26 protein-coding genes are annotated in these 25401 nt (G+C 58.2%); 8 read left to right on the top strand and 18 right to left on the bottom strand.

All coding sequences use genetic code 11. The features are described from left to right. The first annotated feature begins 268 nt into the window (after positions 1–268). Complete coding sequence (arfA, locus tag RX972_RS10530) at positions 269–424, top strand: alternative ribosome rescue factor ArfA (protein ID WP_027902325.1); 156 nt, start codon at positions 269–271, stop codon at positions 422–424. Positions 425–508: 84 nt separating this feature from the next. Beyond that, complete coding sequence (locus tag RX972_RS10525; protein ID WP_027902324.1) at positions 509–1828, top strand: lytic murein transglycosylase; 1320 nt, start codon at positions 509–511, stop codon at positions 1826–1828. Positions 1829–2067: 239 nt separating this feature from the next. Here RX972_RS10525 and lipA read toward each other — a convergent pair whose 3' ends face one another. The 12 genes from lipA to RX972_RS10465 all read right to left on the bottom strand — a co-directional run bounded on the left by lipA (position 2068) and on the right by RX972_RS10465 (position 13457). Then, on the bottom strand, positions 2068–3090 hold the full coding sequence (gene lipA / locus RX972_RS10520; protein ID WP_027902323.1) for a lipoyl synthase: 1023 nt from the start codon (positions 3088–3090) through the stop codon (positions 2068–2070). Between the two features lie 2 nt (positions 3091–3092). Then, positions 3093–3740, bottom strand: coding sequence for a lipoyl(octanoyl) transferase LipB (gene lipB, locus RX972_RS10515; RefSeq protein ID WP_027902322.1), 648 nt, complete (start codon positions 3738–3740; stop codon positions 3093–3095). Continuing rightward, on the bottom strand, positions 3740–4015 hold the full coding sequence (locus RX972_RS10510) for a DUF493 domain-containing protein (protein WP_027902321.1): 276 nt from the start codon (positions 4013–4015) through the stop codon (positions 3740–3742). Before RX972_RS10510 ends, lipB begins: the two co-directional genes overlap by 1 nt. Before the next feature lie 87 nt (positions 4016–4102). Then, positions 4103–5263, bottom strand: a complete 1161-nt coding sequence (locus RX972_RS10505; RefSeq protein ID WP_027902320.1) for a D-alanyl-D-alanine carboxypeptidase family protein — start codon at positions 5261–5263, stop codon at positions 4103–4105. Positions 5264–5503: 240 nt separating this feature from the next. Further along, positions 5504–6511 carry a septal ring lytic transglycosylase RlpA family protein gene (locus tag RX972_RS10500; RefSeq protein ID WP_231667782.1) on the bottom strand — a complete coding sequence of 336 codons (1008 nt, stop codon included), beginning with the start codon at positions 6509–6511 and terminating at the stop codon, positions 5504–5506. After that, positions 6511–7518 (bottom strand): lytic murein transglycosylase B, encoded by a 1008-nt coding sequence (gene mltB / locus RX972_RS10495; protein ID WP_099268219.1) that lies wholly within the window; start codon positions 7516–7518, stop codon positions 6511–6513. Before mltB ends, RX972_RS10500 begins: the two co-directional genes overlap by 1 nt. Before the next feature lie 17 nt (positions 7519–7535). Further along, on the bottom strand, positions 7536–8639 hold the full coding sequence (rodA, locus tag RX972_RS10490; RefSeq protein WP_049827151.1) for a rod shape-determining protein RodA: 1104 nt from the start codon (positions 8637–8639) through the stop codon (positions 7536–7538). Positions 8640–8670: 31 nt separating this feature from the next. Continuing rightward, complete coding sequence (gene mrdA / locus RX972_RS10485) at positions 8671–10572, bottom strand: penicillin-binding protein 2 (RefSeq protein WP_122707054.1); 1902 nt, start codon at positions 10570–10572, stop codon at positions 8671–8673. Positions 10573–10584: 12 nt separating this feature from the next. Beyond that, the gene (rlmH, locus tag RX972_RS10480; protein ID WP_316874841.1) at positions 10585–11052 is read right to left on the bottom strand and encodes a 23S rRNA (pseudouridine(1915)-N(3))-methyltransferase RlmH; all 468 of its coding nucleotides are present in this window, start codon (positions 11050–11052) and stop codon (positions 10585–10587) included. A gap of 9 nt (positions 11053–11061) precedes the next feature. Further along, positions 11062–11460 (bottom strand): ribosome silencing factor, encoded by a 399-nt coding sequence (rsfS, locus tag RX972_RS10475; RefSeq protein WP_027902314.1) that lies wholly within the window; start codon positions 11458–11460, stop codon positions 11062–11064. 16 nt (positions 11461–11476) lie between these two features. After that, positions 11477–12121 carry a nicotinate-nucleotide adenylyltransferase gene (nadD, locus tag RX972_RS10470; RefSeq protein WP_176560584.1) on the bottom strand — a complete coding sequence of 215 codons (645 nt, stop codon included), beginning with the start codon at positions 12119–12121 and terminating at the stop codon, positions 11477–11479. A gap of 64 nt (positions 12122–12185) precedes the next feature. Then, on the bottom strand, positions 12186–13457 hold the full coding sequence (locus RX972_RS10465; RefSeq protein ID WP_316874838.1) for a glutamate-5-semialdehyde dehydrogenase: 1272 nt from the start codon (positions 13455–13457) through the stop codon (positions 12186–12188). 337 nt (positions 13458–13794) lie between these two features. Between RX972_RS10465 and RX972_RS10460 the strand changes: the two genes are divergently transcribed. Together RX972_RS10460 and RX972_RS10455 are read left to right on the top strand one after the other, a co-directional pair. Continuing rightward, positions 13795–14466 carry a DNA-3-methyladenine glycosylase gene (locus RX972_RS10460; protein ID WP_099268217.1) on the top strand — a complete coding sequence of 224 codons (672 nt, stop codon included), beginning with the start codon at positions 13795–13797 and terminating at the stop codon, positions 14464–14466. Positions 14467–14468: 2 nt separating this feature from the next. Then, entirely contained in the window at positions 14469–15785 is a 1317-nt protein-coding gene (locus RX972_RS10455) for a bifunctional DedA family/phosphatase PAP2 family protein (RefSeq protein ID WP_316874836.1), read from the top strand. A gap of 132 nt (positions 15786–15917) precedes the next feature. Here the strand turns inward: RX972_RS10455 and RX972_RS10450 are convergent, their stop codons facing one another. Genes RX972_RS10450 through RX972_RS10440 form a run of 3 tightly spaced genes read right to left on the bottom strand, consistent with a single transcriptional unit; the run spans position 15918 to position 17593 of the window. Next, the gene (locus RX972_RS10450) at positions 15918–16508 is read right to left on the bottom strand and encodes an LON peptidase substrate-binding domain-containing protein (RefSeq protein WP_316874835.1); all 591 of its coding nucleotides are present in this window, start codon (positions 16506–16508) and stop codon (positions 15918–15920) included. Positions 16509–16518: 10 nt separating this feature from the next. After that, positions 16519–17235 (bottom strand): LrgB family protein, encoded by a 717-nt coding sequence (locus tag RX972_RS10445; protein WP_027897920.1) that lies wholly within the window; start codon positions 17233–17235, stop codon positions 16519–16521. After that, entirely contained in the window at positions 17225–17593 is a 369-nt protein-coding gene (locus tag RX972_RS10440) for a CidA/LrgA family protein (RefSeq protein WP_027897919.1), read from the bottom strand. Before RX972_RS10440 ends, RX972_RS10445 begins: the two co-directional genes overlap by 11 nt. Positions 17594–17782: 189 nt before the next feature. Here RX972_RS10440 and RX972_RS10435 point away from each other — a divergent pair, with 189 nt between their 5' ends. The 3 genes from RX972_RS10435 (at position 17783) to RX972_RS10425 (ending at position 20766) form a co-directional block, all read left to right on the top strand. Next, positions 17783–18238, top strand: a complete 456-nt coding sequence (locus RX972_RS10435; protein WP_027897918.1) for a MaoC family dehydratase — start codon at positions 17783–17785, stop codon at positions 18236–18238. A gap of 136 nt (positions 18239–18374) precedes the next feature. Continuing rightward, positions 18375–20099, top strand: coding sequence for a C13 family peptidase (locus RX972_RS10430; protein ID WP_316874830.1), 1725 nt, complete (start codon positions 18375–18377; stop codon positions 20097–20099). Between the two features lie 25 nt (positions 20100–20124). After that, entirely contained in the window at positions 20125–20766 is a 642-nt protein-coding gene (locus RX972_RS10425) for an oxidoreductase (RefSeq protein ID WP_099268213.1), read from the top strand. A gap of 178 nt (positions 20767–20944) precedes the next feature. Here RX972_RS10425 and RX972_RS10420 read toward each other — a convergent pair whose 3' ends face one another. From RX972_RS10420 to mpl, 3 genes are read right to left on the bottom strand one after another with little or no spacing between them, the layout of a single operon-like run. After that, a complete protein-coding gene (locus tag RX972_RS10420) occupies positions 20945–21229 on the bottom strand; it encodes a YceK/YidQ family lipoprotein (protein ID WP_027897915.1) in 285 nt (94 codons plus the stop codon). Further along, positions 21222–21851 (bottom strand): flavin prenyltransferase UbiX, encoded by a 630-nt coding sequence (gene ubiX, locus RX972_RS10415; protein WP_027897914.1) that lies wholly within the window; start codon positions 21849–21851, stop codon positions 21222–21224. Before ubiX ends, RX972_RS10420 begins: the two co-directional genes overlap by 8 nt. Continuing rightward, positions 21848–23197, bottom strand: a complete 1350-nt coding sequence (gene mpl, locus RX972_RS10410) for a UDP-N-acetylmuramate:L-alanyl-gamma-D-glutamyl-meso-diaminopimelate ligase (RefSeq protein WP_316874824.1) — start codon at positions 23195–23197, stop codon at positions 21848–21850. The genes ubiX and mpl overlap by 4 nt, the downstream gene beginning before the upstream one ends. A 258-nt stretch (positions 23198–23455) precedes the next feature. Here mpl and RX972_RS10405 point away from each other — a divergent pair, with 258 nt between their 5' ends. After that, positions 23456–24976 carry an aldehyde dehydrogenase family protein gene (locus tag RX972_RS10405; RefSeq protein ID WP_231671318.1) on the top strand — a complete coding sequence of 507 codons (1521 nt, stop codon included), beginning with the start codon at positions 23456–23458 and terminating at the stop codon, positions 24974–24976. Positions 24977–25401 lie beyond the last annotated feature (425 nt).

The raw sequence follows: 25401 nt of genomic DNA, 5'->3' as shown, positions 1-25401 counted from the left end.
TCAAACCAAGGCCGGTCAAATATCCAAAGAAAAAACCAACGGAGCTTAACTGACAGGCATTAGGGCTTGCCCGCGATGAACGATGACGCAATATGTCTGTTGCACAGAGGTGTTCGCGGGCAAGCCCTGCTCCCACTGGGACTGGATTTGCTGGCAAATAGATAACCCTCCACAGAGATTTGCCAGCGATAGCGCAGATCAATTAGACACTGCCCTGTCTTGGGTCGATCATTCGCGCCGCTTACTTAACAGCCGAGAGAACATCACCATGAAAAAGTCCAAACGGCCCAACAAGGCCAAATCCATCATTGCCCAGCCATTGTTCCGCAGCCGCCAGGAACAACCCGGCAAAGGCAAAGGCAGCTACCGCCGCGAAGCCTTCCAGTCTAAAAGCTGGGAGGCTTCTTACTTTCTGGCTGCCTGAAACATCGCGACTGTTCCCCGAGGTCCTTTCCGGCCTGCAGGCATGATAAGGTCTGCATCTAACGGTAATACCTTGGACCCAAGCATGCCCTCTTGTTTTTTCCGACGTTGGCAAATGCGCCAAATGATCGCTGCCTCCAGCCTTATCCTGTTAGTTGCCTGTGCGGAAAAACCGACAGCAGCCGACGCCACGCCTCTTCCACGCGTTATCACCACGCCGCTGGCCTCACCGGCTCCGGCCATTGCCGTGGATGCCAATCTCGATATTCTGCCCACCATGAGCTTTGCCGACTGGCAGGCTGGTTTCCGCGCGCAGGCACTCAAGGCAGGTATCAGAGCAGACATTTTCGATCGTGCCTTCACAGGCGTGACGCCGGATATGAAGGTGGTGAAAGCTGACCGCAGCCAGCCGGAATTCACTCGGCCAGTATGGGAATACCTGGACGGTGCGATCTCTGACGCACGCGTTCGCAAAGGGCAAGCGTTGCTCAACCAATATGCTGGCGTCCTGCAAACCATAGAACAGCGATACGGCGTAGACCGCAATGCGTTGGTTGCGGTATGGGGCATGGAGAGTAATTTCGGGCAGTTCCAGGGTTCGCAATCGGTGATTCGCTCACTGGCGACGCTTGCTTATGAAGGGCGCCGTCGCAGTTTCGCCCAGGATCAGTTGCTGGCCGCACTGCAAATTCTGCAACAGGGCGACATAGCCCCAGAACAGATGATCGGTTCCTGGGGCGGTGCCATGGGCCAGACGCAGTTCATCCCGACGACGTACAACACCCATGCAGTGGATTTCGACGGTGACGGTCGCCGGGATATCTGGAACAGCGCTCCGGATGCCCTCGCGTCGACTGCGCACTACTTGCAAAGCTCTGGCTGGCAGACCGGTCAGCCTTGGGGCTATGAGGTCAAACTCGCCAGTGGTTTCGACTACGCACTGGCTGACGCCTCAACCCGCAAGAGTCTGGCGGAATGGCAGCAACTGGGTCTGACATTGCCTAGCGGCAGTGCCTTGCCTGCGACCGCCTTACAGCAACAAGCCGCACTGTTGTTACCCGCTGGCTACAAAGGCCCTGCGTTTCTGGTGATGGATAATTTCCGCGCCATCCTGCGTTACAACAACTCTTCGTCTTACGCATTGGCGATCGGGCTGTTGTCAGGACGATTCCAGGGTGGCGGCCTCGTCGAAGGAAGCTGGCCGCGTGGAGACGTCCCTCTGAGCCGTTCTGAGCGCATGGAGCTGCAAAGCCTGCTCTCGGCCAGCGGCTACGACGCAGGCAACCCGGACGGCATTATCGGCGCCAATACGCGCAAAGCCATTCGCAGCGCTCAGCAGGCGTTGGGATGGCCAGCAGATGGGTATCCGACACAAGAATTGTTGCAAAACCTGCGCAAACCATAGAATCAGGTAAATTTGCGCGGCCACTTGTGGGAGCGAATTCATTCGCGAAGAGGGCAGTACATTCGACACATCTTCATTGGCTGGAATACCGCTTTCGCGAATGAATTCGCTCCCAGGGGAATTGGGTTTTCAAGCTAATATAGAATCCTTAACAGTCTGAACATACGCAAACAAAAACGGGCCGGATAGTGATATCCGGCCCGTTTTGTTTGTAGCTCAAACGATCAACGCTTAACGCGTCAGACCATAGCCTTGACGGCAATCTTGGCCTGTTCGTCGGCGTGATAAGAAGAGCGCACCAGCGGGCCAGACGCCACGTTTTTGAAGCCCATCTTGTAACCTTCTTCGGCAAACCAGGCGAAGGTGTCCGGATGCACGAAGCGCTGCACCGGCAAGTGGCTGCGGGAAGGTTGCAGGTATTGACCCAGGGTCAGCATGTCGATGTCGTGCTCGCGCATGCGCTGCATCACTTCGATGACTTCCTCGTCGGTTTCGCCCAGGCCCAGCATCAAGCCGGACTTGGTCGGTACGTGCGGGACCATCTGCTTGAAACGTTGCAGCAGGGTCAGCGACCACTGGTAATCCGACCCCGGACGCGCAGCCTTGTAGAGACGCGGCACGGTTTCCAGGTTGTGGTTGAACACATCTGGCGGCTCGGCTGCGGTGATTTCCAGCGCAACGTCCATGCGGCCACGATAGTCCGGAACCAGCGTTTCAAGCTGCACGTTTGGCGACAGCTTGCGGATCTCGCGGATGCAGTCGGCGAAGTGCTGGGCACCGCCATCACGAAGGTCATCGCGGTCTACCGAGGTGATAACGACGTACTTGAGACGCAGGTCGGCAATGGCAACCGCCAGATTGGTCGGCTCGTTGACGTCGAGCGCCTTCGGACGACCATGGCCCACATCGCAGAACGGGCAGCGACGGGTGCAGATATCACCCATGATCATGAAGGTCGCAGTGCCGCCGGAGAAGCACTCGCCCAGGTTCGGGCAGGAAGCCTCTTCGCAAACGCTGTGCAGTTTGTGCTTGCGCAGCAGTTGCTTGACGCGATCAACCTCAGGGGAGACCGGAATACGAACGCGGATCCAGTCAGGCTTTTTCGGCAGATCGACAGTTGGAATGATCTTCACCGGGATACGCGCAACTTTTTCCGCGCCACGCAGCTTCACGCCTGCCTCAACTTTAGGGCGAGGTGCACGCTCGGAAACGTCGACGGTTGGGATCAAGGTTTGCACGGCAGTTTCAGTCGCAGTAGTCATAATCAGTCGATTCCGCCCGTTAGGGTCGTCTGCTCAGCATAGTCGAGGTGTTTGACGAGCTGCGTACGCAGCCGGGCACTTACCTCGGCAAATTCAATCGGGCCCGCATGATCGCACAGCTGGGTCATTGCCAGACCTGCGTATCCACAGGGATTAATCCGTCGAAAGGGCTCAAGGTCCATGTCGACGTTCAGCGCCAGACCATGGAATGAGCAACCGTGGCGAATTCGCAGCCCCAGGGACGCGATCTTCGCTCCATCGACATAAACACCCGGTGCGTCAGCCTTGGCTGCGGCAGTTACACCGTAACTGGCCAGCAAATCGATCAGGCTGTTCTCGATCCGGGTTACCAGATCACGTACACCGAAACCAAGGCGCCTGACATCGAGCATCAGGTAGACCACCAATTGGCCGGGGCCATGATAGGTCACTTGGCCGCCACGATCGACCTGTACCACCGGAATATTACCCGGTAATAGCAAATGTTCGGGCTTGCCGGACTGCCCCTGAGTGAAAACCGGTGCGTGCTGCACCAGCCAGATCTCGTCCTGAGTGTCTTTACCGCGCTGGTCGGTAAAGCGCTGCATCGCATGCCAGGCCAGTTCGTAATCGATCTGGCCGAGCTCTCGAACGCCCAGCATTGCGCCCATCAAAGCACCATGTGCACGCGACCCGTAGCGCGCAGTGCGCTATTGATGTCACGCAGTTGATCTTCGCCGGTTGCAACGATGTGCAACTGGATAGTCGTGTACTTGCCGTTGCTGCTTTGGCGTTCGGCGAGCGTGGATATCTCGATCTTGGCGTATTTGGCCAGAATCTCGATCACGCTGTCTTTGAAACCCACACCTGTGTCACCGATCACTTTGATCGGATAGTCATCGCAGGGGAATTCGATTTTGTGCGACTTGACGTCGGAATCTGTCATGGCAGTAAAGGTCTCACAAGCCGTGAAGACGGAAACGCGCCCACTCAGGGTATGAGTGGGCGCGTCGTGGTCAGCGTTGTACTGTAATCAGTTGAACAAGCCGAAGAAGAACAGGCGAATGCTATCCCACACGCGGCGGAAGATGCCACCTTCCTCAACAGCGTCGAGGGCGATCAGGTTAGCGGTATGGACGACTTTGTCTTCCATTTTCACTTCAACCTTGCCGATCACGTCGCCTTTGGCGATTGGCGCGACCAGCTGCGGGTTCATGGTCATGCTGGCGGTCAGCTTCTTCATCTCGCCTTTTGGCATGGTCATGCTCAGGTCTTCAGCCAGGCCAGCCTTGATTTGGCGCTCGGTGCCTTTCCAGACGGTTGCCTGAGCCAGCTCAGTGCCCTTCTGGTAGAAGTTCTGGGTTTCGAAGAAACGGAAGCCGTAAGTCAGCAACTTCTGGGTTTCCGCCGCACGGGCCTGCTCGCTGCTGGTGCCAAACACCACGGCGATCAAACGCATGCCATCACGAACGGCAGAAGACACCATGCAATAGCCCGCTTCATCGGTGTGGCCGGTTTTCAGACCATCAACGGTCTTGTCGCGCCACAGCAGCAGGTTGCGGTTAGGTTGCTTGATGTTGTTCCAGAAGAACTCTTTCTGCGAGTAGATCGCATAGTGAGCCGGATCTTCATGAATGATCGCGCGAGCCAGAATCGCCATGTCGTGGGCCGACGAATAGTGCTCCGGGTTCGGCAGGCCTGTCGGGTTCATGAAGTGACTGTTGGTCATGCCCAGATCAGCAGCAGTCTTGTTCATCATGTCGGCGAATGCGTCTTCGCTACCGGCGATGTGCTCGGAGAGCGCTACGCTGGCGTCGTTGCCGGACTGAATGATGATCCCGTGCAGCAGATCGCTGACGGTGACCTGGCTGCCCACTTTGATGAACATCCGCGAACCGCCGGTACGCCAGGCGTTCTCGCTGACGGTCACCGGATCATTCTCGCCGATCTGCCCACGACGAATTTCCAGCGTCGCGATATAGGCAGTCATCAGTTTGGTCAGGCTGGCAGGCGCCAAACGCTGGTCGCCGTTGTTCTCGACCAGAACGTTACCGCTGCTCGCGTCCATCAGCACATAGGCTTTGGCAGCCAGTTGCGGAGCGGAAGGCGTCATCTGTTCAGCGGCCCAGGCAGCCGGAGTGATGATCAGCGGTACAAGCAGGCACAAGCGTTTTGCAAAGGTGGTGATGTTCATCCGTCTCTCGAAATTGCTAATGGGCAAACATGCCCTCACGGGCAAAGCTTAACGGGCCGATGCAAGCGGTACCGCTCACAACGACCGGCGGTGCCAGGCTCTAATCCTGGCCCATGAACCGCCTGCTTGACAGACAGACTCATGGACAATTGCCTGCGCGGCTTGCTCTGGTGGCAATCGTTCGGCAGGCAATTGTAAAACCGATGCGTCCCGAATATCTCTGCGGGACGTAAACAGCTCTTAATCCAGTGTCACGACGCTAGGCTGGCCCAGATTGGCTGACCTTACGCTGTTTTGCATTTGCTGGGCTTCACCCTGAGTGCCGATCGGTCCCATTCGAACTCGATAGAGTGTCTGTTGATTGCGGGCTATCGAACTCACGAACACCGGAGCCCGAACCATTCCGCTCAATTTCGACCTCAGGAGCTCCGCAGCGTCCGGGTTGGCGAACGCGCCCACCTGGAGATACAGCCCAGAGGCTGGTGCGGAAGCGTTTTTTTTTGCGTCAAACGGCACCGCAGGCGCAGCGTGCTGTTGCGGCGGTGGCGTGTACTGCTCGATGGTCCCGGCGGATGCGATCAATGCCGGGGCTGCAGCTTGCGGAATGGCTTGCGGCTGGCTAGGCAACAGCGGCGCAGGACGCCCATTCTGAGCCAGCCATACCTGTGGATCGATACCCTCGACCTTCACACGCGCCGTACCGGTCTCGGCATAGCCGAGCTTCTTGGCGGCAGCGTAGGACAAATCGATGATGCGATCCGAATAGAACGGCCCGCGGTCATTGACCCGCAGGATCACGGTACGGTTGTTGTCCAGATTCGTCACTTTGACATAGCTCGGCAGCGGCAGCGTCTTGTGCGCCGCGCTCATACCATACAGGTCATAAACCTCGCCGTTGGCGGTGTTCTGCCCGTGGAACTTGGTGCCATACCAGGACGCAGTGCCCGACGCGACATAGTTCCGGGAATCCTGGATCGGGAAATAGGTTTTGCCCAGCACGGTGTATGGGTTCGCCTTGTACGGCCCGGTGTGCAGGCTCGGCGTAGCATCCGGAATACGCGAGATATCCACATCCCACCAAGGCGCGCCATCTTTATGCGCACGGTTGATGTCCAGGCCCGGTGGCGAAGAAATACCGGCGGTGCCCTTCTGCACAGGACGGCTTGGGGACGAACAGCTGACCACCAGCAATGACAGCGAAGCCAACGCCATCAACTTCAACGATGTAACCATCGGCAATGCCCGCATTACTTGACGCCCCGAGCTTGAACCAACAATTCAGACAGCTGATGAACACTCATGGCGTACATCACACTGCGGTTATAGCGAGTGATTGCATAAAAATTCTTCAAACCCATCCAGTATTCAGGCCCGTTTTCGCCTTCCAGCTTGAATGCGGTCACTGGCAAGTCGTCGCGCAGCGCATCATGACTCGACCACCCCAAGGCTCGCAACTCCCCGACGGTCTTTACCGGATCAATGCCCGGTGTGAGGCCTTCATCGACACGCTCACCGCGTACGCTCGCCAGGCTGACAACCGGCTCGCCAGCTACCCAGCCATGCTGCTTGAAGTAACTGGCCACACTGCCAATGGCATCATCCGGATCGGTCCAGATATTAATGTGTCCGTCGCCGTCGAAATCCACGGCATAGGCGCGGAAGCTGCTCGGCATGAACTGCGGCAGCCCCATCGCACCAGCATAAGAGCCCTTGAGCGTCAGCGGATCAACCTGCTCTTCCCGTGCCAGCAACAAGAACTCGCGCAGCTCTTTGCGGAAGAAGTCAGCACGCGGCGGGTAGTCGAAGCCCAGCGTAGACAGTGCATCGATCACTCGATAGTTGCCGGTATTACGCCCGAAAAAGGTTTCGACACCGATGATCGATACGATGACCTGAGCCGGAACGCCATACTCCTGTTCCGCGCGTGTGAGCGCAGCTTCGTGCTGACGCCAGAAGTCCACACCTCGCGCAATTCGCGCGTCAGTAATGAACATCGGGCGGTAGTCTTTCCATTGCTTGACCCGCTCGGCCGGGCGGGAAATCGCGTCAAGAATCGCCTGTTTGCGTTCTACTTCGCGAAATACTTCGATCAGTTGTTCGCCAGCGAAACCATAGTCCCGAGTCATCTGGCCGACAAATTCGGCGACTTGCGGCGAACCTTCGTAATCGCCAGCAAATGCTTCCTGAACAGATCCAAGGATGCCAACCAGGCCGACCACCGGAGCATATCGAGCCCAGCTACGCACTACTTGCATTGAATTCTTCACCTTAATCAAACCTGAGCGATCCATTTACGGTGTGTATGGATCGACATCAAAACTCCAAAGGCTGACAGCAGCGTCACGAGCGAAGTTCCTCCATAGCTAATGAAGGGTAACGGCACGCCCACTACCGGCAACAGGCCACTGACCATACCGATGTTGACGAAAACGTAAACAAAAAATGTCATTGTCAGCGCACCCGCCAGCAATTTGCCGAACAATGTCTGGGCCTGAGCGGTAATCACCAGCCCGCGCCCGATGAGCAGCATGTAGATCAGCAACAGAGCACAAATCCCCACCAACCCGAACTCTTCGCCCAGTACAGCGATGATGAAGTCGGTGTGGCTTTCCGGCAGGAAGTCCAGGTGTGACTGAGTACCGAGTAGCCAGCCTTTGCCGAATACGCCGCCGGATCCGATGGCCGCTTTTGACTGAATGATGTTCCAGCCAGTACCCAGCGGATCACTTTCAGGGTCAAGAAAGGTCAGCACCCGCTGCTTCTGGTAGTCGTGCATGATGAAAAACCACATGGCGACGGATACCGGCACCGCAGCGGCGATCACGCTGATAATCCAGCGCCAGCGCAGACCGGCCATGAACATCACGAACGCACCCGAGGCCAGAATCAGCAGCGAAGTACCGAGGTCTGGCTGGCGAACGATCAAGGCAAACGGAACGCCGATCAGCGCCAGACTCACCCCAACATGCTTGAGCTGCGGCGGCAGGGTTCGCTTGGACAGATACCAGGCGATGGTCGCCGGCATGATGATCTTGAGGAACTCGGACGGCTGAAAGCGGATGACTCCTGGGATATTGATCCAGCGCGTGGCCCCCATGGCGTTGTGGCCCATGACATCCACCACCACCAGTAATAACACGCCGATCACATACAGCACGGGGACCCAGCGAGCCATGAAGCGCGGCTCCAGCTGGGCAATGATCACCATTGCCACCAAGCCGATACCGAACGAACTCGCCTGCTTGATCAGCAAGTCCCAGTTCTTGCCGCTGGCCGAATACAGGACGAACAGGCTGCCCGCCGCCAATGTCAGCAAAAGCACCAGCAAAGGACCATCGATATGAATGCGCTGCAAGAAGGTCGCACGGCGACGCATCACGTCTTCGCTGGACAAAATGCGGTCGAAATTACTCTTCACTGGCACTGGCCGCGGCCTCCACGGCTTGAGCGCCGCCATATTCAGGTTTGAGTGTTCCGTCAGGTTTGAGCAGCCAGGCATCCATGACCTGACGAACCACAGGGGCCGCAACACCTGAGCCGGACTCGCCGTTTTCGACCATGACCGAAACCACAATCTTTGGATCATTGGCCGGAGCAAAGCCTACGAAGAGAGCGTGGTCGAGGTGACGTTCCTGAACCTTGGAGCGGTCGTACTTCTCGCCCTGCTTGATTGCCACCACTTGCGCGGTGCCGCTTTTGCCAGCGATCAGGTATTGAGCACCAATGGCGGCTTTACGCGCTGTACCCCGGGCGCCGTGCATAACCTGCTGCATGCCGTGGTTGACCTTGTCCCAGTCAGAGGGGTTACGCAACACGATATTGGGCATCGGATTTTCATCAACAGGCTTCTCACCCTCGATGCTCTTGGCCAGATGTGGCCGGTTCCACACGCCTCTGTTGGCGACCAGCGCGGTGGCCTGGGCCAGCTGCAATGGCGTGGCCTGCATGTAGCCCTGGCCGATCCCGAGAATCAGTGTTTCCCCCGGGAACCAGGCCTGACGACGGGTCGCACGCTTCCAGTCACGGGATGGCATCAGGCCGGGAGACTCTTCAAACATATCCAGCGATACTTTTTGTCCGATACCGAACTTGTTCATGTATGCGGAGAGCCGGTCAATGCCCAGCTTATGGGCCAGATCGTAGAAATAGGTATCGTTGGAACGCATGATCGCGGTATCCAGATCCACATAGCCATCGCCGGTGCGGTTCCAGTTACGGTATTTGTGATCGTAATTGGGCAATTGGTAATAGCCCGGGTCGAACACCCGACTTGACGCTGTCACAACACCCGAATCCAGTCCGGCAATCGCCACAGCGGGCTTGATCGTCGAACCGGGTGGATACAAACCGCGCAAAATCCGGTTGAACAGCGGCCGATCGATGGAATCACGCAGCTCGGCATAAGCCTTGAAACTGATGCCGGTTACAAACGGGTTCGGGTCGAAGCTCGGCGCGCTGACCATCGCAAGCACCTCGCCGTTTCTCGGGTCCATGGCCACAACGGCACCACGACGCCCTGCAAGGGCGGCTTCGGCGGCTTCCTGAAGTTTGATGTCCAGGCTGAGGACGATGTCCTTGCCGGGCACAGGATCAGTCCGCTTGAGCACTCGCAAGACACGACCACGAGCGTTGGTTTCGACTTCCTCGTAACCCACTTGACCGTGCAACTGATCTTCGTAGAAACGCTCGATCCCGGTTTTGCCAATGTGGTGAGTACCGCTGTAGTTGACCGGATCGAGGTTTTTCAGCTCTTTCTCGTTGATCCGCCCCATGTAACCCACAGAGTGTGCAAAGTGCGGACCCTGAGGGTAATGCCGAACGAGCTGCGCAACGACTTCCACGCCAGGCAACCTGAACTGGTTAACCGCCACGCGGGCGATTTGCTCTTCAGTCAGCTCAAAAAGGATGGGCACCGGCTCAAATGGCCGCCGCCCCTGCTTCATGCGCTTTTCAAAGATCAGCCGGTCGTCCGGTGTCAGTTCCAGCACCTCGACGATGGTATCCAGCACCTGCGCCCAGTCGCCAGAACGCTCGCGGGTCATGCTCAAACTGAAGCTGGGCCGGTTGTCAGCGATCACCACACCATTGCGGTCGAAGATCAACCCACGGCTCGGTGGAATCGGCTGCACATGGACCCGATTGTTTTCCGACAGGGTCGAATGATAGTCGTACTGAATGACCTGCAGGAAATACAGCCGGGCAATCAACACACACACCAGCGCCACCACGGCCACAGCCCCGACCACGACGCGACCACGCACAAGGCGTGCGTCTTTCTCGTGGTCTTTTAGGCGAATCGGCTGAGACATGAGGGCGCGATGCTATTTGTGATAGGGGTGCCCGGACAGAACTGTCCAGGCGCGATAGATCTGTTCGCCAATGAGGATGCGCACCAGAGGGTGCGGCAACGTCAAGGGCGACAATGACCAGCGTTGTTCGCTGCGCGCACAGACTTCCGGGGCCAGCCCTTCAGGGCCGCCCACCATAAGATTCACAGTGCGTGAATCAAGGCGCCAGCGGTCCAGCTCAACCGAGAGTTGTTCGGTGCTCCATGGCTTGCCGTGCACTTCCAGGGTCACGATCCGCTCGCCCGGTTGCACTTTTGCCAGCATGGCCTCTCCTTCCTGACGGATCAGGCGGGCCACATCGGCATTCTTGCCACGGGTATTGAGCGGAATTTCCACGAGGTCGAGCACCAGTTCGGATGGCAGACGCTTGGCATATTCATGCCAGCCTTCTTCCACCCACTTGGGCATGCGCGAACCAACGGCAATCAAACGCAGACGCACAATAAAGCCTTATTCGACTTCGTTGCCTGGGGTGTGATGCGCAGCGCTCGCAGCACGGCTCTGCTCGGCACCCTGCCAGAGGCGTTCCAGGTCATAGAACTGACGAGCAGCGGCAGTCATCATGTGCACGATAACGTCGCCCAGATCGAGCAGTACCCAATCGCTTTCGCCCTTGCCTTCTTCGCCCAATGGCTGCGCGCCGCGGGCTTTGACGTTTTCGCGAACCTTGTCGAGCATCGCGTTGATCTGACGGTTCGAGGTACCGGTGGCGATAACCATGTAGTCAGTCAGGCTGTGCTTGTCTTTCACGTCGATGACCAGGATGTCCTGGGCTTTGACGTCTTCCAGAGCGGCCTTGGTCAGTTCAACCAGCTCTTCGCCGGAAATGTTGTGTTTTTGCTTGGTCATATAAAACTCATTCAGTTCAATTGGGAGCACGGTACAGCCCGTGCTCCTCGATGTAGGCCAGTACGGCGTCTGGCACCAGAAAACGTACCGACTTACCGCTGGCCAGCAGTTGGCGGATCTGGGTGGCAGACACCGATAAAGGCGTCTGCCAGACGAATGTAATGTGCCCGCCGGGCCCCTTAAGGGCCTTCGGATCGCTGACCGCACGTGCCGCCAGCAGATTGCGCATGGCATCCGGCGACTCGCTGTCGGCGTCCGGGCGCTGGAGCACCACTATATGGCAGTGCTCCAGCAACTCCTCCCAACGATGCCAGGTGGGTAGCCCGCAAAAAGCATCCCAGCCCAGCAACAGGAACAACTGGTCCTCTGCGGCCAGTTCGGCGCGCATCGATACCAGGGTGTCGATGGTGTACGACGGTTTGTCCCGATTCAGTTCACGGTCATCCACCGTCAAGGGCGTCACGCCGGCCACTGCGCAAACGACCATCGCGAGACGGTCGTTTGCGCTGACACTCGGCATTTCGCGATGAGGTGGCCTGGCGCTAGGCGTCAGGCGCAACTCATCGAGTTCAAGCAACGCGGCAACCTCAAGGGCTCCGCGCAAGTGACCGATGTGAACCGGGTCGAACGTGCCGCCCAGCATACCGATACGTTTGGGCAAGACCTCAACGGCCTCGACTACAGCATCCGCGGGAATTGCCGCGTGCTGCACAGGTGCGCTCAAGTCAGGCTGGCTCCTGTCCGCGCAACTGGCCGTCGCCGATCACGATGTACTTTTCGCACGTCAGCCCTTCCAGACCGACCGGACCACGGGCGTGCAGCTTATCAGTAGAAATGCCGATCTCCGCACCCAATCCGTATTCAAAGCCATCGGCAAAGCTGGTAGGTGCATTGACCATTACGGAGCTGGAGTCGACTTCAGCCATGAAACGGCGAACCTGCCCCTGATGGTCTGAAACAATGGCATCGCTGTGATGCGAGCCATAGTGGTTGATGTGTTCGATGGCCTGATCCAGCCCGGTCACGATACGAATCGACAGAATCGCAGCCAGATACTCGGTATTCCAGTCTTCTTCGGTGGCCGGGATCGCTTCGATCAGATCGCGGGTGCGCTCGCAGCCACGCAGCTCAACGCCTTTTTCGCGGAACTGGGCAGCCATCTGAGGCAGAAATTCGGCGGCGATGGTCTGATCGACCAGCAGCGTTTCCATAGCACCACAAATGCCATAACGGTAAGCCTTGGCGTTGAAGGCAATTCGCTGAGCCTTGGGCAGGTCAGCGTGGGCGCTGACATAGACATGACAGATACCGTCCAGGTGTTTGATGACCGGGACACGCGCATCACGGCTGACACGCTCGATCAAACCCTTGCCGCCACGAGGAACGATCACATCCACGTACTCGGGCATGGTGATCAGCGCACCGACGGCGGCGCGGTCAGTGGTTTCCACCACTTGCACCACAGCAGCAGGCAGCCCGGCTTCAGCCAGACCGCGCTGTACACAGGCAGCAATCGCCCGGTTGGAGTTAATCGCTTCGGAGCCGCCACGCAAAATAGTGGCGTTACCCGACTTCAGGCACAGACTGGCAGCATCGATGGTCACGTTCGGACGTGACTCGTAGATGATCCCGACCACGCCCAGGGGCACACGCATCTTGCCGACTTGAATACCCGACGGCCGAAAGCTCATGTCGCGGATCGCGCCAACCGGGTCGGGCAGATTCGCCACCTGACGCAACCCGACGATCATGCTGTCGATACGTGCGGGGGTCAGGGCCAGACGTTCAAGCATGGCAGGCTCCAGACCATTGGCGCGACCTGCGGCCAGGTCCAGATCATTGGCTGCGGACAACTCGTCGCGGGCTTCGTCCAGAGCGGCGGCGGTGGCAAGCAGGGCGCGGTTTTTCTGCGCGGTGCTGGCACGGCCGATCACTCGCGAAGCTTCGCGGGCGGCGCGACCCAGGCGGGTCATGTAGTCAAGAACGGACTCAGTCATGGTCTCAGAGGTCTTGGCAGAGAAGAAAGCGGCCGATTATAGCTGTCGGGCGCCGCTAACGACAGCGGTGACAGGCGGATGGTCGATAACGGGGCGAAATAGGGCGCAGGTTTTATCTTCAGGAGATCGCTCTGTGCTACTGACACACCCCTGCCGCGCAACAACCAGGTGAATTGTAGGAGCTGCCGAAGGCTGCGATCGCGGTGTGTCAGGGTAAATGCTTCGCAGCCTTCGGCAGCTCCTACAGATGCAGGCACATATTTTGGACTGTCACATTCAGCTGCAATTAAGCCGCGCATTGATATGATCAGCGCCCGCCCCTTTTGTGTACCCCGCTATGCCAATCCCCTTGCCCGACAGCTTCTTCAACCGCGACGCCCAGGTTCTGGCGCAGGCGCTGCTGGGCAAAGTGATCAGGCACAAGGTGGGCGATCTTTGGCTTGCCGCGCGCATTATCGAAACCGAAGCTTACTATTTCGCCGAAAAAGGCAGCCACGCATCACTCGGCTACACCGAAAAACGCAGAGCACTGTTTCTCGATGGCGGGCACATATATATGTACTACGCACGCGGCGGGGATTCGCTTAACTTCAGCGCCGAAGGGCCGGGCAATGCGGTATTGATCAAATCAGCCCATCCATGGGTCGATGCCGTATCGGATGCCAATAGCCTTGCCAGAATGCAGTTGAACAACCCCGATGCCAGCGGCGCGCTGCGTGCGCCCGAGCGTCTCTGTGCAGGCCAGACACTGCTGTGCAAAGCGCTAGGCCTTAAAGTGCCGATGTGGGACGCGAAACGTTTCGATGCAAATTTATTGCTCGTGGAAGATGTGGGCCAAACGCCACCCCGTATCATCCAGACCACGCGGCTGGGCATACCTCTGGGCCGTGATGAACACCTGATGTACCGCTTCGTGGACCCTGAATACGCTCGCTTCTGCACACGGAACCCGCTGCGACGCGGTCAGGTCGAAGGGCGCGACTACTTTTATCTCGATCAAGGAAATTAACCATGGGCCAATGGCTCGACAGCATCACCGGCTGGCTGGCGGTCAATCCCTCGTGGCTGAGCGTGGCTATCTTTTTGATCGCGTTCGTTGAATGCGTAGCGATTGTCGGGATTATCGTGCCGGGGACAGTCGTACTGTTTGCTGTTGCAGCGTTGGCCGGCAGCGGGATTCTGCCGCTGGGTGAGGTCCTGCTGCTGGGTTTTCTCGGCGGCCTGTTGGGCGATGCTGTTTCCTACTTCATTGGTCGCAAGTACCATCAGAGCATTCGACGCCTTCCGGGCCTTCGTACCCATCCGGAGTGGATCGGCGGCGCAGAAACCTATTTCCAGCGTTACGGCATCGCCAGCCTGCTGGTCGGGCGCTTCATTGGCCCACTGCGGCCGATGCTGCCCATGGTGGCAGGCATGTTCGACATGCCGTTCCCGCGTTTCGCCGCCGTAAGCGTCATCGCTGCGGTAGGCTGGTCGATAGCCTATCTGCTACCGGGCTGGGCTGCGGGCGCGGCTGTTCGCTTGCCATTGCCGGAAGGGTTCTGGCCTCAGGCAGCCGTAGTCGGCGGTGGACTGGCGATACTGATCGGCGTCGCCATCCAGACCAGCCTTCGCTCCAAAAAGTACGCCACTGAAATCATCGCGGCGACCAGCGCAGTTCTACTCGCTGCCATATTCTTCGGCTGGCCGCACCTGACGCAGCTTGATAACGGCATCATGACGCTGATTCAGGAACACCGCAGCACGGTGGTCGATCAGTTCGTTATTGTGGTCACCGGCCTTGGGGATTTCCGCACCCAGTTCTTCGCCGCAGCCTTGTTGCTGGTGATATTGCTGATCACCCGACAATGGCGGCATGCGCTGTTTGCCTGCATAACGACGCTGGGTACAGCCTGCGCTAATGGCGGGATGAAATGGGTGTTCGCACGCCAGCGTCCGGAAGTGCTGCTTGAACCATTGACGACTTACAGCATGCCGAGTGGACACAGCTCTGCCGCATTTGCATTTTTCATGACCCTGGCAGTACTGGCTGGTCGCGGCCAGCCGGTGCGGCTGCGCCTGACATGGCTGATGCTCGGCGGATTACCGGCGATCTCGATTGCCATGTCACGGGTTTACCTCGGCGTGCATTGGCCAACCGACGTACTGGCCGGAATGCTGCTGGCATTCACGCTGTGCGCTATCAGCTTGAGCGTGGTGCAACGTCAATTGTCGCTGCCAGCCTTGCCGGTGCGTATCTGGTGGCTGATATTGCCTTCGCTGGCCGTGCTGTTCACCGGCTTCGCGTTGCACTCACTACCGCATGCGGTGCTGCGTTATCAGTACTGATCCAGAAGCTGAGTGAAAGAAACGCCCGGTAGGAGCGAACTTGTTCGCGAGACGATAGACCTGCTTGCACAGAACTGACGCCTCGCCAACAAGTTGGCTCCTACCCGCTCTGCGTTGTTCCAAGGAGCAGGATCAAGCCTGAAGATCGCCTTGCATTTCGTCGAGCAGATCCTGGATGGCGTCCAGGCGATCTTCAGGGTCGTCGATTTCCAGCAGCTTGATCTTGTCTTCTTCGGTGAACGGCAGCAGATAGGCCAACTGATTGGCCAGTGACCACTGACCATTGGCCTTGAGCCCCATATTCAAGGCCTCCACCATAGGATGTTCAGCCAAGGCTGCCAGCAGCGCCACCAGATCTGCGTCTTCCTCCTGAAGCGGGCGCTCCTGAGGCTCATCCAGCCATTGCACCTGAGCGATCAGTAACTGATCGCGCTGGGTTTCGGTGCTCAACACGCGAAACCGCCGTCCGCCTTCGACACGAATCCCCAGCAGACCGTTGTCCTGTGTCTGAAAGTCACGTACCAGTGCTTCACAGCCAATCAGAGAGTATTCGCTGGGAGCATCGCCGACCTCACTGCCCTGGGTGATGCACACCACGCCAAAACCTTCTCCCTGCTTCATGCAGCGCCCGATCATGTCCAGGTAGCGCGCCTCGAACAATTGCAGATCGAGAATGCACCCCGGAAACAGCACAGCGTTAAGTGGAAACAGCGGCAATGTCATACATGCACCTTTAAACGACCAGAGACACCGCCAACGGCAGGAACAACGCCGTGGCGACTCCCATCAGACTCATCCCGAGCGCAGCGAACGCGCCGCACTCCTCGCCTTCCTGCAACGCGATTGAAGTCCCGACAGCATGCGCCGTCAGGCCCAGCGCCATACCCCGCGCAGCAGGATTATCGACCCGCGCCAGCGTCAGCAAGCCGGGCCCGAATATAGCGCCAAGCACGCCGGTGATCAGAACGAACACTGCGGCCAGTGCTGCAACTCCGCCGATCTGCTCAGCCACCAGCATGGCGATCGGTGACGTCACTGATTTCGGCGCCATGGTCATCAAAATCATGTGATCGGCACCGAACCACACACCCAGCAGCAAACACAGCCCGGTGGCGAACACGCCGCCCACTACCAGCGTAGTTAAGGTCGGCCACAACAACTGACGAATTCGACGCAAATTCAAATAAAGGGGCACCGCCAGCGCAACCGTCGCCGGGCCCAGCAGGACGCTGAGGATTTCCGTGCTCTTGCGGTACTCCACGTAGCTCACGCCACAGGCGGTCAGCACACCAATCAGCACCAGCATGGAGATCAACACCGGCTGCAGGAACACCAGACGAGTCTTCTCATAAGCGGCCAGCGCCAGTTGATAAGCGCCCAGGGTAATCGCTATACCAAATAGCGGATGATGAATCACCGACATCCCGGCGCCGTACCAATCAAGCGTCATGATGCCTCCCGGCACGCGCCTGACGTTCGATCAGTTTCTGCATCAGCCATCCGGCAAAAGTCAGGGCAATCAACAGCGACAGCACCAGCGCGCCGACAATCGCCCAGAAGTCTTCGGCAATTGCCGCCGCATAGACCATCACACCCACCGCAGGTGGCACCAGCAAAAGCGGCAAGTAACGCAGCAGACTGCTGGCAGCCTGACTAATGGGCTCACTGACTTCGCCGCGCACCATGAGGAATGCCAGCAACAGCACCAGACCAATGATTGGTCCCGGCAAAATGGACAAGAACAAATGATTCAGCGCGGTGCCAAGTAATTGAAACAGCACCAGCCAGGTCAGGCCCCTTAGCAACATAGAAAGCTCCAGCAGATTCGCGGGCCATTATAAGCACCTTGTAGAGCTATGGATGGGCATTCGCGACATTAGGCTTCCTTGACCAATCCCACTCTCTCTGCTGATCTTGGTGTCGCAAGCGCAGGCAAAATCCTACGCAATAACACGCAAAAAGCGACAACAACATCAGCCAGAACAAGGAGAGTGGACATGCCTTTCGTACCTGTTGCAGAGCTCAAGGACTACATTGGCAAGGAGTTGGGACATTCCGAATGGCTGACCATCGACCAGGAACGCATTAATTTATTCGCTGAAGCCACGGGCGATTACCAGTTCATTCACGTCGATCCGGTCAAAGCTGCGCAGACGCCATTTGGCGGGACCATCGCCCACGGCTTCCTGTCGTTATCGTTGATTCCCAAGTTGATGGAAAACCTGCTGGTGCTGCCTGACGGTTTGAAAATGGTGGTCAACTATGGGCTGGACAGCGTTCGCTTCATTCAGCCGGTCAAAGTCGATTCACGCGTTCGTCTAAAAGTCGCGCTGACTGAAGTCACCGAGAAAAAACCCGGTCAATGGCTACTGAAAGCCACGGCCACACTGGAAATCGAAGGGCAGGAAAAGCCTGCATTCATCGCCGAACCTTTGTCGTTGTGCTTCGTGTAAAACGGCCGAAACACGAAACAGTCGTTACAGACTGTTTCGCCACTAATACTCGCTGCGGCATACTCCCTGCGGCTGTGCACATAACGCCACCTGATCGTCACTTGCACGCCTGAAATCATCTTGCTCAGGATTGACCATGCGCGCGCTTGTTCCTTTGGCTCTGACTTTTCTTCTCGCTGCTTGCGGAGAGGGCGAACCGCTGTCCCCTCCTGACGCGCGCCTGCCAGACGGTGGACGCTATCGCGGGGACGTGGTCAATGGCCTGCTACAGGGCCAGGGCCGCATCGACTACCCCAACGGTAGTTGGTACAAGGGAGAATTTCACGACGGACTGTGGCAGGGCCACGGCGAATGGCACGCGAGTAATGGCGACACCTATAAAGGTTACTTCGCCAACGGTCTGTTCGACGGTGAAGGCACACTGATTACTCACGGTGGTGTCTACGTCGGCGGTTTCAAACAAGGACGCCGCGAAGGCGAAGGTACGCTCAAAGAGAAGGGCCTGACTTATCGCGGGGCCTTCAAGGCTGACCAATACGAAGGGTTGGGCCGTATCGAACTCGAAGACGGCAGCCAGTACCAAGGCATGTTTGCCCGCGGCAAGCCCAATGGCGAAGGTCTGCGCAGCGACGCCAGCGGTAACCAGTTCAGCGGCAAATTCGTCAACGGCAAGCTGGAAGGCAACGGCAGCTTTACCAGCGCCGAAGGCGATCAATACGTCGGTGGCTTTCGTAACAACCAACTGGATGGCCGCGGCCGCTACGAAAATAGCGATGGCGACGTGTGGGTGGGCCAGTTCAGAGCGGGCGCATTAAACGGCAAAGGCGAATTGATCGGTGCCGATGGCAGCCGCTACCAAGGGGAATTCACTAACTGGCGCTTTACCGGCCAGGGCCGCTTGAGGCAGGTGGATGGCACGACTTACGTTGGGCAATTCGCCGATGACGTCTATCAGGGCCAAGGCGTTCTGACTCCGATTCAGGGCAGCGTGCAAAGCGGCACATGGGCCAACGGACAATTGATCCGCGACGCCAAGGGCAAACTGCTGCCCGATACGCTGGAGGCTGGCTTGCTGGCCCAGGGCCCGCTACTGGAAAAATCTCTCGCTGCGGTACCGGCCTCAACGCCATCAGTAGAGCTGTTCAGCCTGGTGGTGGGCGGCGACGGCAAACAAAGCGTGTTCCTGCGCGAAGCCGACTACGTCAACAATTTGCTGGCCTCACGCTTCGGCGCTTTTGGGCAGATTACGCTGGTCAACCATCGCGACCATATGATTGATCGTCCTCTGGCCACCCGGGAAAGCATCAGCCGCGCAGTGAAAACCCTGGCACAACGCAGCGGCCCGGAAGATCTGGTGTTCATTTACCTGACCAGCCACGGCACTTCCGAGCATGAACTGGTACTCGATCAGCCACGCCTGGAACTGGCCGACCTGCCCGCCGACGAACTGGCTGAGGCACTGGCCCCGTTGAAGAATCGCGACAAAGTCATCGTCATTTCAGCCTGCTACTCCGGCGGCTTCATCCCGGCACTGAAAGACGAGCGCACGCTGATCATGACCGCCTCCCGTGCTGACCGGGTTTCCTTTGGCTGCTCGGAAGAAGCGGACTTCACTTATTTTGGCGATGCACTATTTGCCAAGGCGCTGGTCGAAACCGATGACCTGCAACAAGCTTTCAGCGACGCCAAAGCTTTCGTCGCAGAGCGTGAGATAGCAGATAACTACGAAGCGTCTGAGCCGCAGATCTGGGCACCCAAGGGCGTGATTTCCCGCTGGCAATTGCTGCGCAAGAACCAGGCGGAACGGGCCCTGAACACCGCGATGATCCGCAAGGAAGCGAAGACTGCTGCAAGCCACTAAGCTGTCGGTATCAAGGGAGAGTGCTATGTACTTGACGCCTCAACACATCCTGCTTGCGGGAGCTACCGGTCTCACTGGCGAACACTTGCTGGATCGCCTGCTCAATGAACCCACCATCAGCCGCGTATTGGCACCAACGCGTCGGCCAGTGCCCGAGCATTCACACCTGGAAAACCCGGTCGGCGATCTGAGCGGGCTGTTGCCTGGCTTGAGTGGCCAGGTCGATATCGCGTTCTGCTGCCTGGGTACGACGATCAAACAGGCAGGGTCACAGGAAGCATTCAAAGCGGTTGATCTGGATCTGGTCGTGGCGTTCGCCAAGCGCGCACGAGAGCTCGGCGCGCGGCACTTGCTGGTCATCAGCGCCATCAACGCAGATCCGAAATCCAGCGTGTTCTACACCCGTATCAAAGGTGAGATGGAACAGGCGCTCATCGCTCAGGACTGGCCACAACTGACCATCGCCCGTCCTTCCCTGCTGGTGGGCAACCGCAGCGACCAGCGTCTGGCTGAACAACTTGCTGCGCCCCTGGCCAAGCTGATCCCCGGCAAATACGGCGCGATTGAAGCGTGCACGTTGGGCAGAGCGCTATGGCGCCTGGCGCTTGAAGAGCAATCCGGGGTGCGGATTGTGGAGTCGGATGAGCTGCGGCGGTTGGGGAAGTGAAGCCTCGGGAAGTTTCCCGGCGGACATCAATGTGGGAGCGAATTCATTCGCGAATGCAGTATCAGAGGCGATAGCTTTGTATCGGTTGTACGGACCTCTTCGCGAATGAATTCGCTCCCACCGGGATCAATGCTTGCAGGCCAACATAGAATCTCCCACAGGGCTAATCCAACAAGGGCTACAACCCACCACTCGCCTGAAAGCCCACGCCTGCGGCGGTCAATAGAGACAGTGGCAGCAGCAACGTATCGAGCAACGCGCTGGCCGGAAGGTCCAGCCCTGGATAGCTTGGCGCATGCGCACCAAAGCGGTCCATTGCACAGCAGCCACCCTGCATCGCATACAAATCCAGCCGCGTGCCGGCATACACCACTGGCGCGCCGGGCTGTGCGGCATTGAGCGTACGGGCGGTGGCGCAGCCCGTCAGGCTCAACGCCAGCGCAATCAGCAGCAGCTTATTCATCGCCGCCCATGTGATGCTCACCCCAGCGTGGCAGCATGTCTTGCGGAATGTTGAGCAGGTTGAGAATCCGCGCCACAACGAAGTCCACCAGATCATCAATGGTCTGCGGCTGGTGATAAAAGCCCGGCGAAGCAGGCAGAATCACCGCCCCCATGTTCGACAGCTTGAGCATGTTCTCCAGGTGAATGCTGGAAAACGGCGCCTCACGCGGGACCAGAATCAACTGCCGACGCTCCTTGAGGGTCACGTCGGCGGCGCGCTCGATCAGGTTGTTGCAAGCGCCGGTCGCAATGGCCGACAACGAGCCGGTGGAACACGGCACCACCACCATTGCGGCGGGCGAGCCTGAGCCTGAAGCCACCGGAGACATCCAGTCCTCTTTGCCATACACCCGAATCTGCCCGGCGGCAGCGCCGGTGTACTCGGTAAGGAAGGCCTGCATCATCGCCGACTTGGGCGGCAGCGAAACGTCGGTCTCAGTCGCCATCACCAACTGCGCGGCCTTGGAGATCAGGAAGTGTACCTCCCGATCTTCACGCACCAGACAGTCCAGCAGGCGCAAGCCGTACTGCGCGCCGGACGCACCGGTCATCGCCAGGGTAATACGTTCCGGGCCACTCATTGCAGAGCCTCGGCGAGTTTGCCATGCAGGCCGCCGAAGCCGCCGTTGCTCATGATCACTACGTGAGTCCCGGGCTGAGCCAGGCTTTTCACACGAGCAATAATGCCTTCCAGAGAATCACAGACCACTGCCGGTACCGAACACTGCGCTGCGGTTGCGCCCAGGTCCCAACCGAGATTGGCCGGTGCGTACCAGACCACCTGATCAGCCTGCTGCACGCTTTCCGGCAAACCGTCGCGGTGAGCGCCGAGCTTCATGGAGTTGGAGCGCGGCTCAATGATCGCGATCAAGGGAGCATCACCGACTTTCTTGCGCAAGCCGTCCAAAGTGGTGGCGATGGCGGTCGGATGGTGAGCGAAGTCGTCGTAGATGGTGACGCCGTGCACCTCTGCGACTTTCTCCATGCGACGTTTGACGCTTTTGAATGCACTCAAGGCTTCGACGCCCAGCGCAGGTACGACGCCAACATGGCGTGCAGCTGCAAGCGTAGCCAAGGCATTCGCAACGTTGTGCTGACCGGTCATGTCCCAGTCCACCGTACCCTGCACTTCGCCTTCGAAAATGACTTCGAACTGCGAACCGTCCTCGCGCAACAAACGCGCTTGCCACTGACCGCCCTGGCCGGTGGTTTGCACCGGCGTCCAGCAGCCCATTTGAACCACGCGGGTCAGCGCAGGCTCGGTCGTCGGATGAATGACCAGGCCTTCGCTTGGGATAGTCCGCACCAAATGGTGGAACTGGCGTTCGATAGCAGGCAGATCGGGGAAGATGTCAGCGTGATCGAACTCAAGATTATTGAGGATCGCGGTGCGTGGACGGTAATGAACGAACTTGGAGCGTTTGTCGAAGAAGGCGCTGTCGTACTCGTCGGCTTCGACCACGAAGAACGGCGTGCCGCCCAACCGGGCCGACACCGCGAAGTTCTGCGGTACACCACCAATCAGGAAACCGGGGCTCATGCCCGCATGTTCCAGCACCCAGGCGAGCATGCTGCTGGTGGTGGTCTTGCCGTGGGTGCCCGCAACCGCCAGCACCCAACGGCCTTGCAGCACGTGATCAGCCAGCCATTGTGGGCCGGACACATACGGCAAACCTTTATTGAGCACATATTCAACGGCAGGGTTGCCACGCGACAGCGCGTTGCCAATCACCACCACATCCGGCGCAGGGTCCAGTTGCGCCGGGTCGTAACCCTGCGTCAACTCGATGCCCTGAGCCTGCAATTGCGTGCTCATCGGCGGATAGACATTGGCGTCGGAACCGGTCACCCGATGTCCTAACTCTTTGGCGAGCACCGCCAGAGAGCCCATGAACGTGCCGCAAATACCAAGGATATGAATATGCATGACCACCTCTTAAAACATCCGCGCAGGTTAGCTCACAGAGGGTGAAATGGCACTTAGTATCAACACCCCGTAGGAGCGCGCTTGCCCGCGACAGCGTTGTGTCAGCCTACACACATGTCGAAGTCGAAATAGCATCGCGGGCAAGCGCGCTCCTACAAAAGCGTATTTGCGCCCTTTGCTCTACGCTTGAACAACCGCACGATTCGGAGCTACTGTCTTGTCAGCTCTCCCAACAACAAAAAATCAGGAGAAATCACCATGCGTTACGCACATCCCGGTACTGAAGGCGCTCTGATCAACTTCAAGGAGCGCTACGGTAACTATATTGGCGGCGAGTTCGTTGCGCCGGTCAAAGGTCAATATTTCACCAATACCTCGCCGATTACCGGCAAGCCCATCGCTGATTTCCCGCGCTCTACGGCCGAAGACATCGATAAAGCCCTGGACGCTGCTCATGCCGCCGCCGACGCCTGGGGATCGACCTCTGTTCAGGCGCGCTCACTGACCCTGCTGAAAATCGCCGACCGTATCGAGCAGAATCTCGAAATCCTGGCGATCACTGAAACCTGGGACAACGGCAAGGCCATCCGCGAAACCCTGAATGCCGACATCCCGCTGGCAGTCGATCACTTCCGTTACTTCGCAGGCGTATTACGTGCGCAGGAAGGCACCGCAGCCGAGATTGACGGCAATACTGTGGCTTATCACATTCATGAACCGCTGGGCGTAGTCGGGCAGATCATCCCGTGGAACTTCCCGATCCTGATGGCCGCCTGGAAGCTCGCCCCAGCCTTGGCTGCCGGTAACTGCGTCGTCCTCAAACCGGCCGAACAAACCCCGCTGGGTATCAGCGTGCTGGTTGAACTGATCGGCGACCTGCTGCCGCCCGGCGTACTCAACATCGTGCAGGGTTATGGCCGTGAAGCGGGCGAAGCCCTGGCCAGCAGCAAGCGCATCGCCAAGATCGCCTTCACCGGCTCGACCCCGGTGGGCTCGCACATCATGAAGCTGGCGGCGGATAACATTATTCCGTCCACCGTCGAGCTGGGCGGCAAGTCGCCGAATATCTTCTTCGAAGACATCATGAACGCCGAGCCCGAGTTCATCGAAAAAGCTGCTGAAGGCGTGGTGCTGGCGTTCTTCAATCAGGGCGAAGTTTGCACCTGCCCTTCCCGCGCGCTGGTACAGGAGTCGATCTACCCGCAGTTCATGGAAGTGGTGATGAAGAAGGTCTTGAAGATCAAGCGCGGAGACCCGCTGGACACCGATACCATGGTCGGTGCGCAAGCTTCGCAGCAGCAGTTCGACAAAATCCTCTCTTATCTGGAAATCGCCCAGGGCGAAGGTGCCGAGCTGCTGACGGGTGGCAAAGTGGAGAAACTGGAAGGCGACCTGGCAACCGGTTACTACATCCAGCCAACGCTGCTCAAAGGCAACAACAAGATGCGCGTCTTCCAGGAGGAAATCTTCGGCCCGGTGGTCAGCGTTACGACCTTCAAGGATGAAGCCGAAGCAGTGGCCATCGCCAACGACACCGAGTTCGGTCTGGGTGCGGGCCTATGGACCCGGGACATCAACCGCGCATACCGCGTGGGCCGTGCGATCAAGGCCGGTCGTGTGTGGACCAACTGCTATCACCTCTATCCAGCGCACGCGGCGTTCGGTGGCTATAAAAAGTCCGGTGTTGGCCGCGAAACCCACAAAGTCGCGCTTGAGCATTACCAACAGACCAAGAATCTGCTGGTGAGCTACGACACCAACCCGCTCGGCTTTTTCTAAGGCCATTGATGCTAGAAGGCACCTCGGATCGGTAGGAGCGCGCTTGCCCGCGATGGCGTCGTGTCAGCCACATAGTTTTTGCTGACAGGATGCTATCGCGGGCAAGCGCGCTCCTATCAAACATCACTCCAATAATGGATTTGAAACGCGGACCTTGTAGGAGCTAACTTGTTGGCGAAGCGGAATTTCTGACGATGCGGGTCCGACGTCTCGCCAACAAGTTGGCTCCTACAGGGTCATCCGTTTGCTTAGCGACAGCGAGGTGTCAGGGATACCGGGACCACTCCTACTGATCGAGAATGCTCCAAATTGGTTCACAAAACGCCGCCACCCACTGCATTCACGACACGCCGCCCCCGGTAATTGGCGCCTTGGGCCATGATGGAGTATTAATTGCTTACTTTGCTGCCTTCGCCCCGTATTTG

The organism is Pseudomonas syringae group sp. J309-1, assembly GCF_032582135.1.
GTDB lineage: Bacteria > Pseudomonadota > Gammaproteobacteria > Pseudomonadales > Pseudomonadaceae > Aquipseudomonas > Aquipseudomonas quasicaspiana.
This window is presented reverse-complemented; position numbering and strand designations above follow the sequence as displayed.

Coding starts and splice junctions, on each gene's coding strand:
- arfA (WP_027902325.1), top strand. CDS start 269: ATGAAAAAGTCCAAACGGCCCAACAAGGCCAAATCCATCATTGCCCAG.
- RX972_RS10525 (WP_027902324.1), top strand. CDS start 509: ATGCCCTCTTGTTTTTTCCGACGTTGGCAAATGCGCCAAATGATCGCT.
- lipA (WP_027902323.1), bottom strand. CDS start 3,090: ATGACTACTGCGACTGAAACTGCCGTGCAAACCTTGATCCCAACCGTC.
- lipB (WP_027902322.1), bottom strand. CDS start 3,740: ATGGGCGCAATGCTGGGCGTTCGAGAGCTCGGCCAGATCGATTACGAA.
- RX972_RS10510 (WP_027902321.1), bottom strand. CDS start 4,015: ATGACAGATTCCGACGTCAAGTCGCACAAAATCGAATTCCCCTGCGAT.
- RX972_RS10505 (WP_027902320.1), bottom strand. CDS start 5,263: ATGAACATCACCACCTTTGCAAAACGCTTGTGCCTGCTTGTACCGCTG.
- RX972_RS10500 (WP_231667782.1), bottom strand. CDS start 6,511: ATGCGGGCATTGCCGATGGTTACATCGTTGAAGTTGATGGCGTTGGCT.
- mltB (WP_099268219.1), bottom strand. CDS start 7,518: ATGCAAGTAGTGCGTAGCTGGGCTCGATATGCTCCGGTGGTCGGCCTG.
- rodA (WP_049827151.1), bottom strand. CDS start 8,639: ATGCGTCGCCGTGCGACCTTCTTGCAGCGCATTCATATCGATGGTCCT.
- mrdA (WP_122707054.1), bottom strand. CDS start 10,572: ATGTCTCAGCCGATTCGCCTAAAAGACCACGAGAAAGACGCACGCCTT.
- rsfS (WP_027902314.1), bottom strand. CDS start 11,460: ATGACCAAGCAAAAACACAACATTTCCGGCGAAGAGCTGGTTGAACTG.
- RX972_RS10465 (WP_316874838.1), bottom strand. CDS start 13,457: ATGACTGAGTCCGTTCTTGACTACATGACCCGCCTGGGTCGCGCCGCC.
- RX972_RS10460 (WP_099268217.1), top strand. CDS start 13,795: ATGCCAATCCCCTTGCCCGACAGCTTCTTCAACCGCGACGCCCAGGTT.
- RX972_RS10455 (WP_316874836.1), top strand. CDS start 14,469: ATGGGCCAATGGCTCGACAGCATCACCGGCTGGCTGGCGGTCAATCCC.
- RX972_RS10450 (WP_316874835.1), bottom strand. CDS start 16,508: ATGACATTGCCGCTGTTTCCACTTAACGCTGTGCTGTTTCCGGGGTGC.
- RX972_RS10445 (WP_027897920.1), bottom strand. CDS start 17,235: ATGACGCTTGATTGGTACGGCGCCGGGATGTCGGTGATTCATCATCCG.
- RX972_RS10440 (WP_027897919.1), bottom strand. CDS start 17,593: ATGTTGCTAAGGGGCCTGACCTGGCTGGTGCTGTTTCAATTACTTGGC.
- RX972_RS10435 (WP_027897918.1), top strand. CDS start 17,783: ATGCCTTTCGTACCTGTTGCAGAGCTCAAGGACTACATTGGCAAGGAG.
- RX972_RS10430 (WP_316874830.1), top strand. CDS start 18,375: ATGCGCGCGCTTGTTCCTTTGGCTCTGACTTTTCTTCTCGCTGCTTGC.
- RX972_RS10425 (WP_099268213.1), top strand. CDS start 20,125: ATGTACTTGACGCCTCAACACATCCTGCTTGCGGGAGCTACCGGTCTC.
- RX972_RS10420 (WP_027897915.1), bottom strand. CDS start 21,229: ATGAATAAGCTGCTGCTGATTGCGCTGGCGTTGAGCCTGACGGGCTGC.
- ubiX (WP_027897914.1), bottom strand. CDS start 21,851: ATGAGTGGCCCGGAACGTATTACCCTGGCGATGACCGGTGCGTCCGGC.
- mpl (WP_316874824.1), bottom strand. CDS start 23,197: ATGCATATTCATATCCTTGGTATTTGCGGCACGTTCATGGGCTCTCTG.
- RX972_RS10405 (WP_231671318.1), top strand. CDS start 23,456: ATGCGTTACGCACATCCCGGTACTGAAGGCGCTCTGATCAACTTCAAG.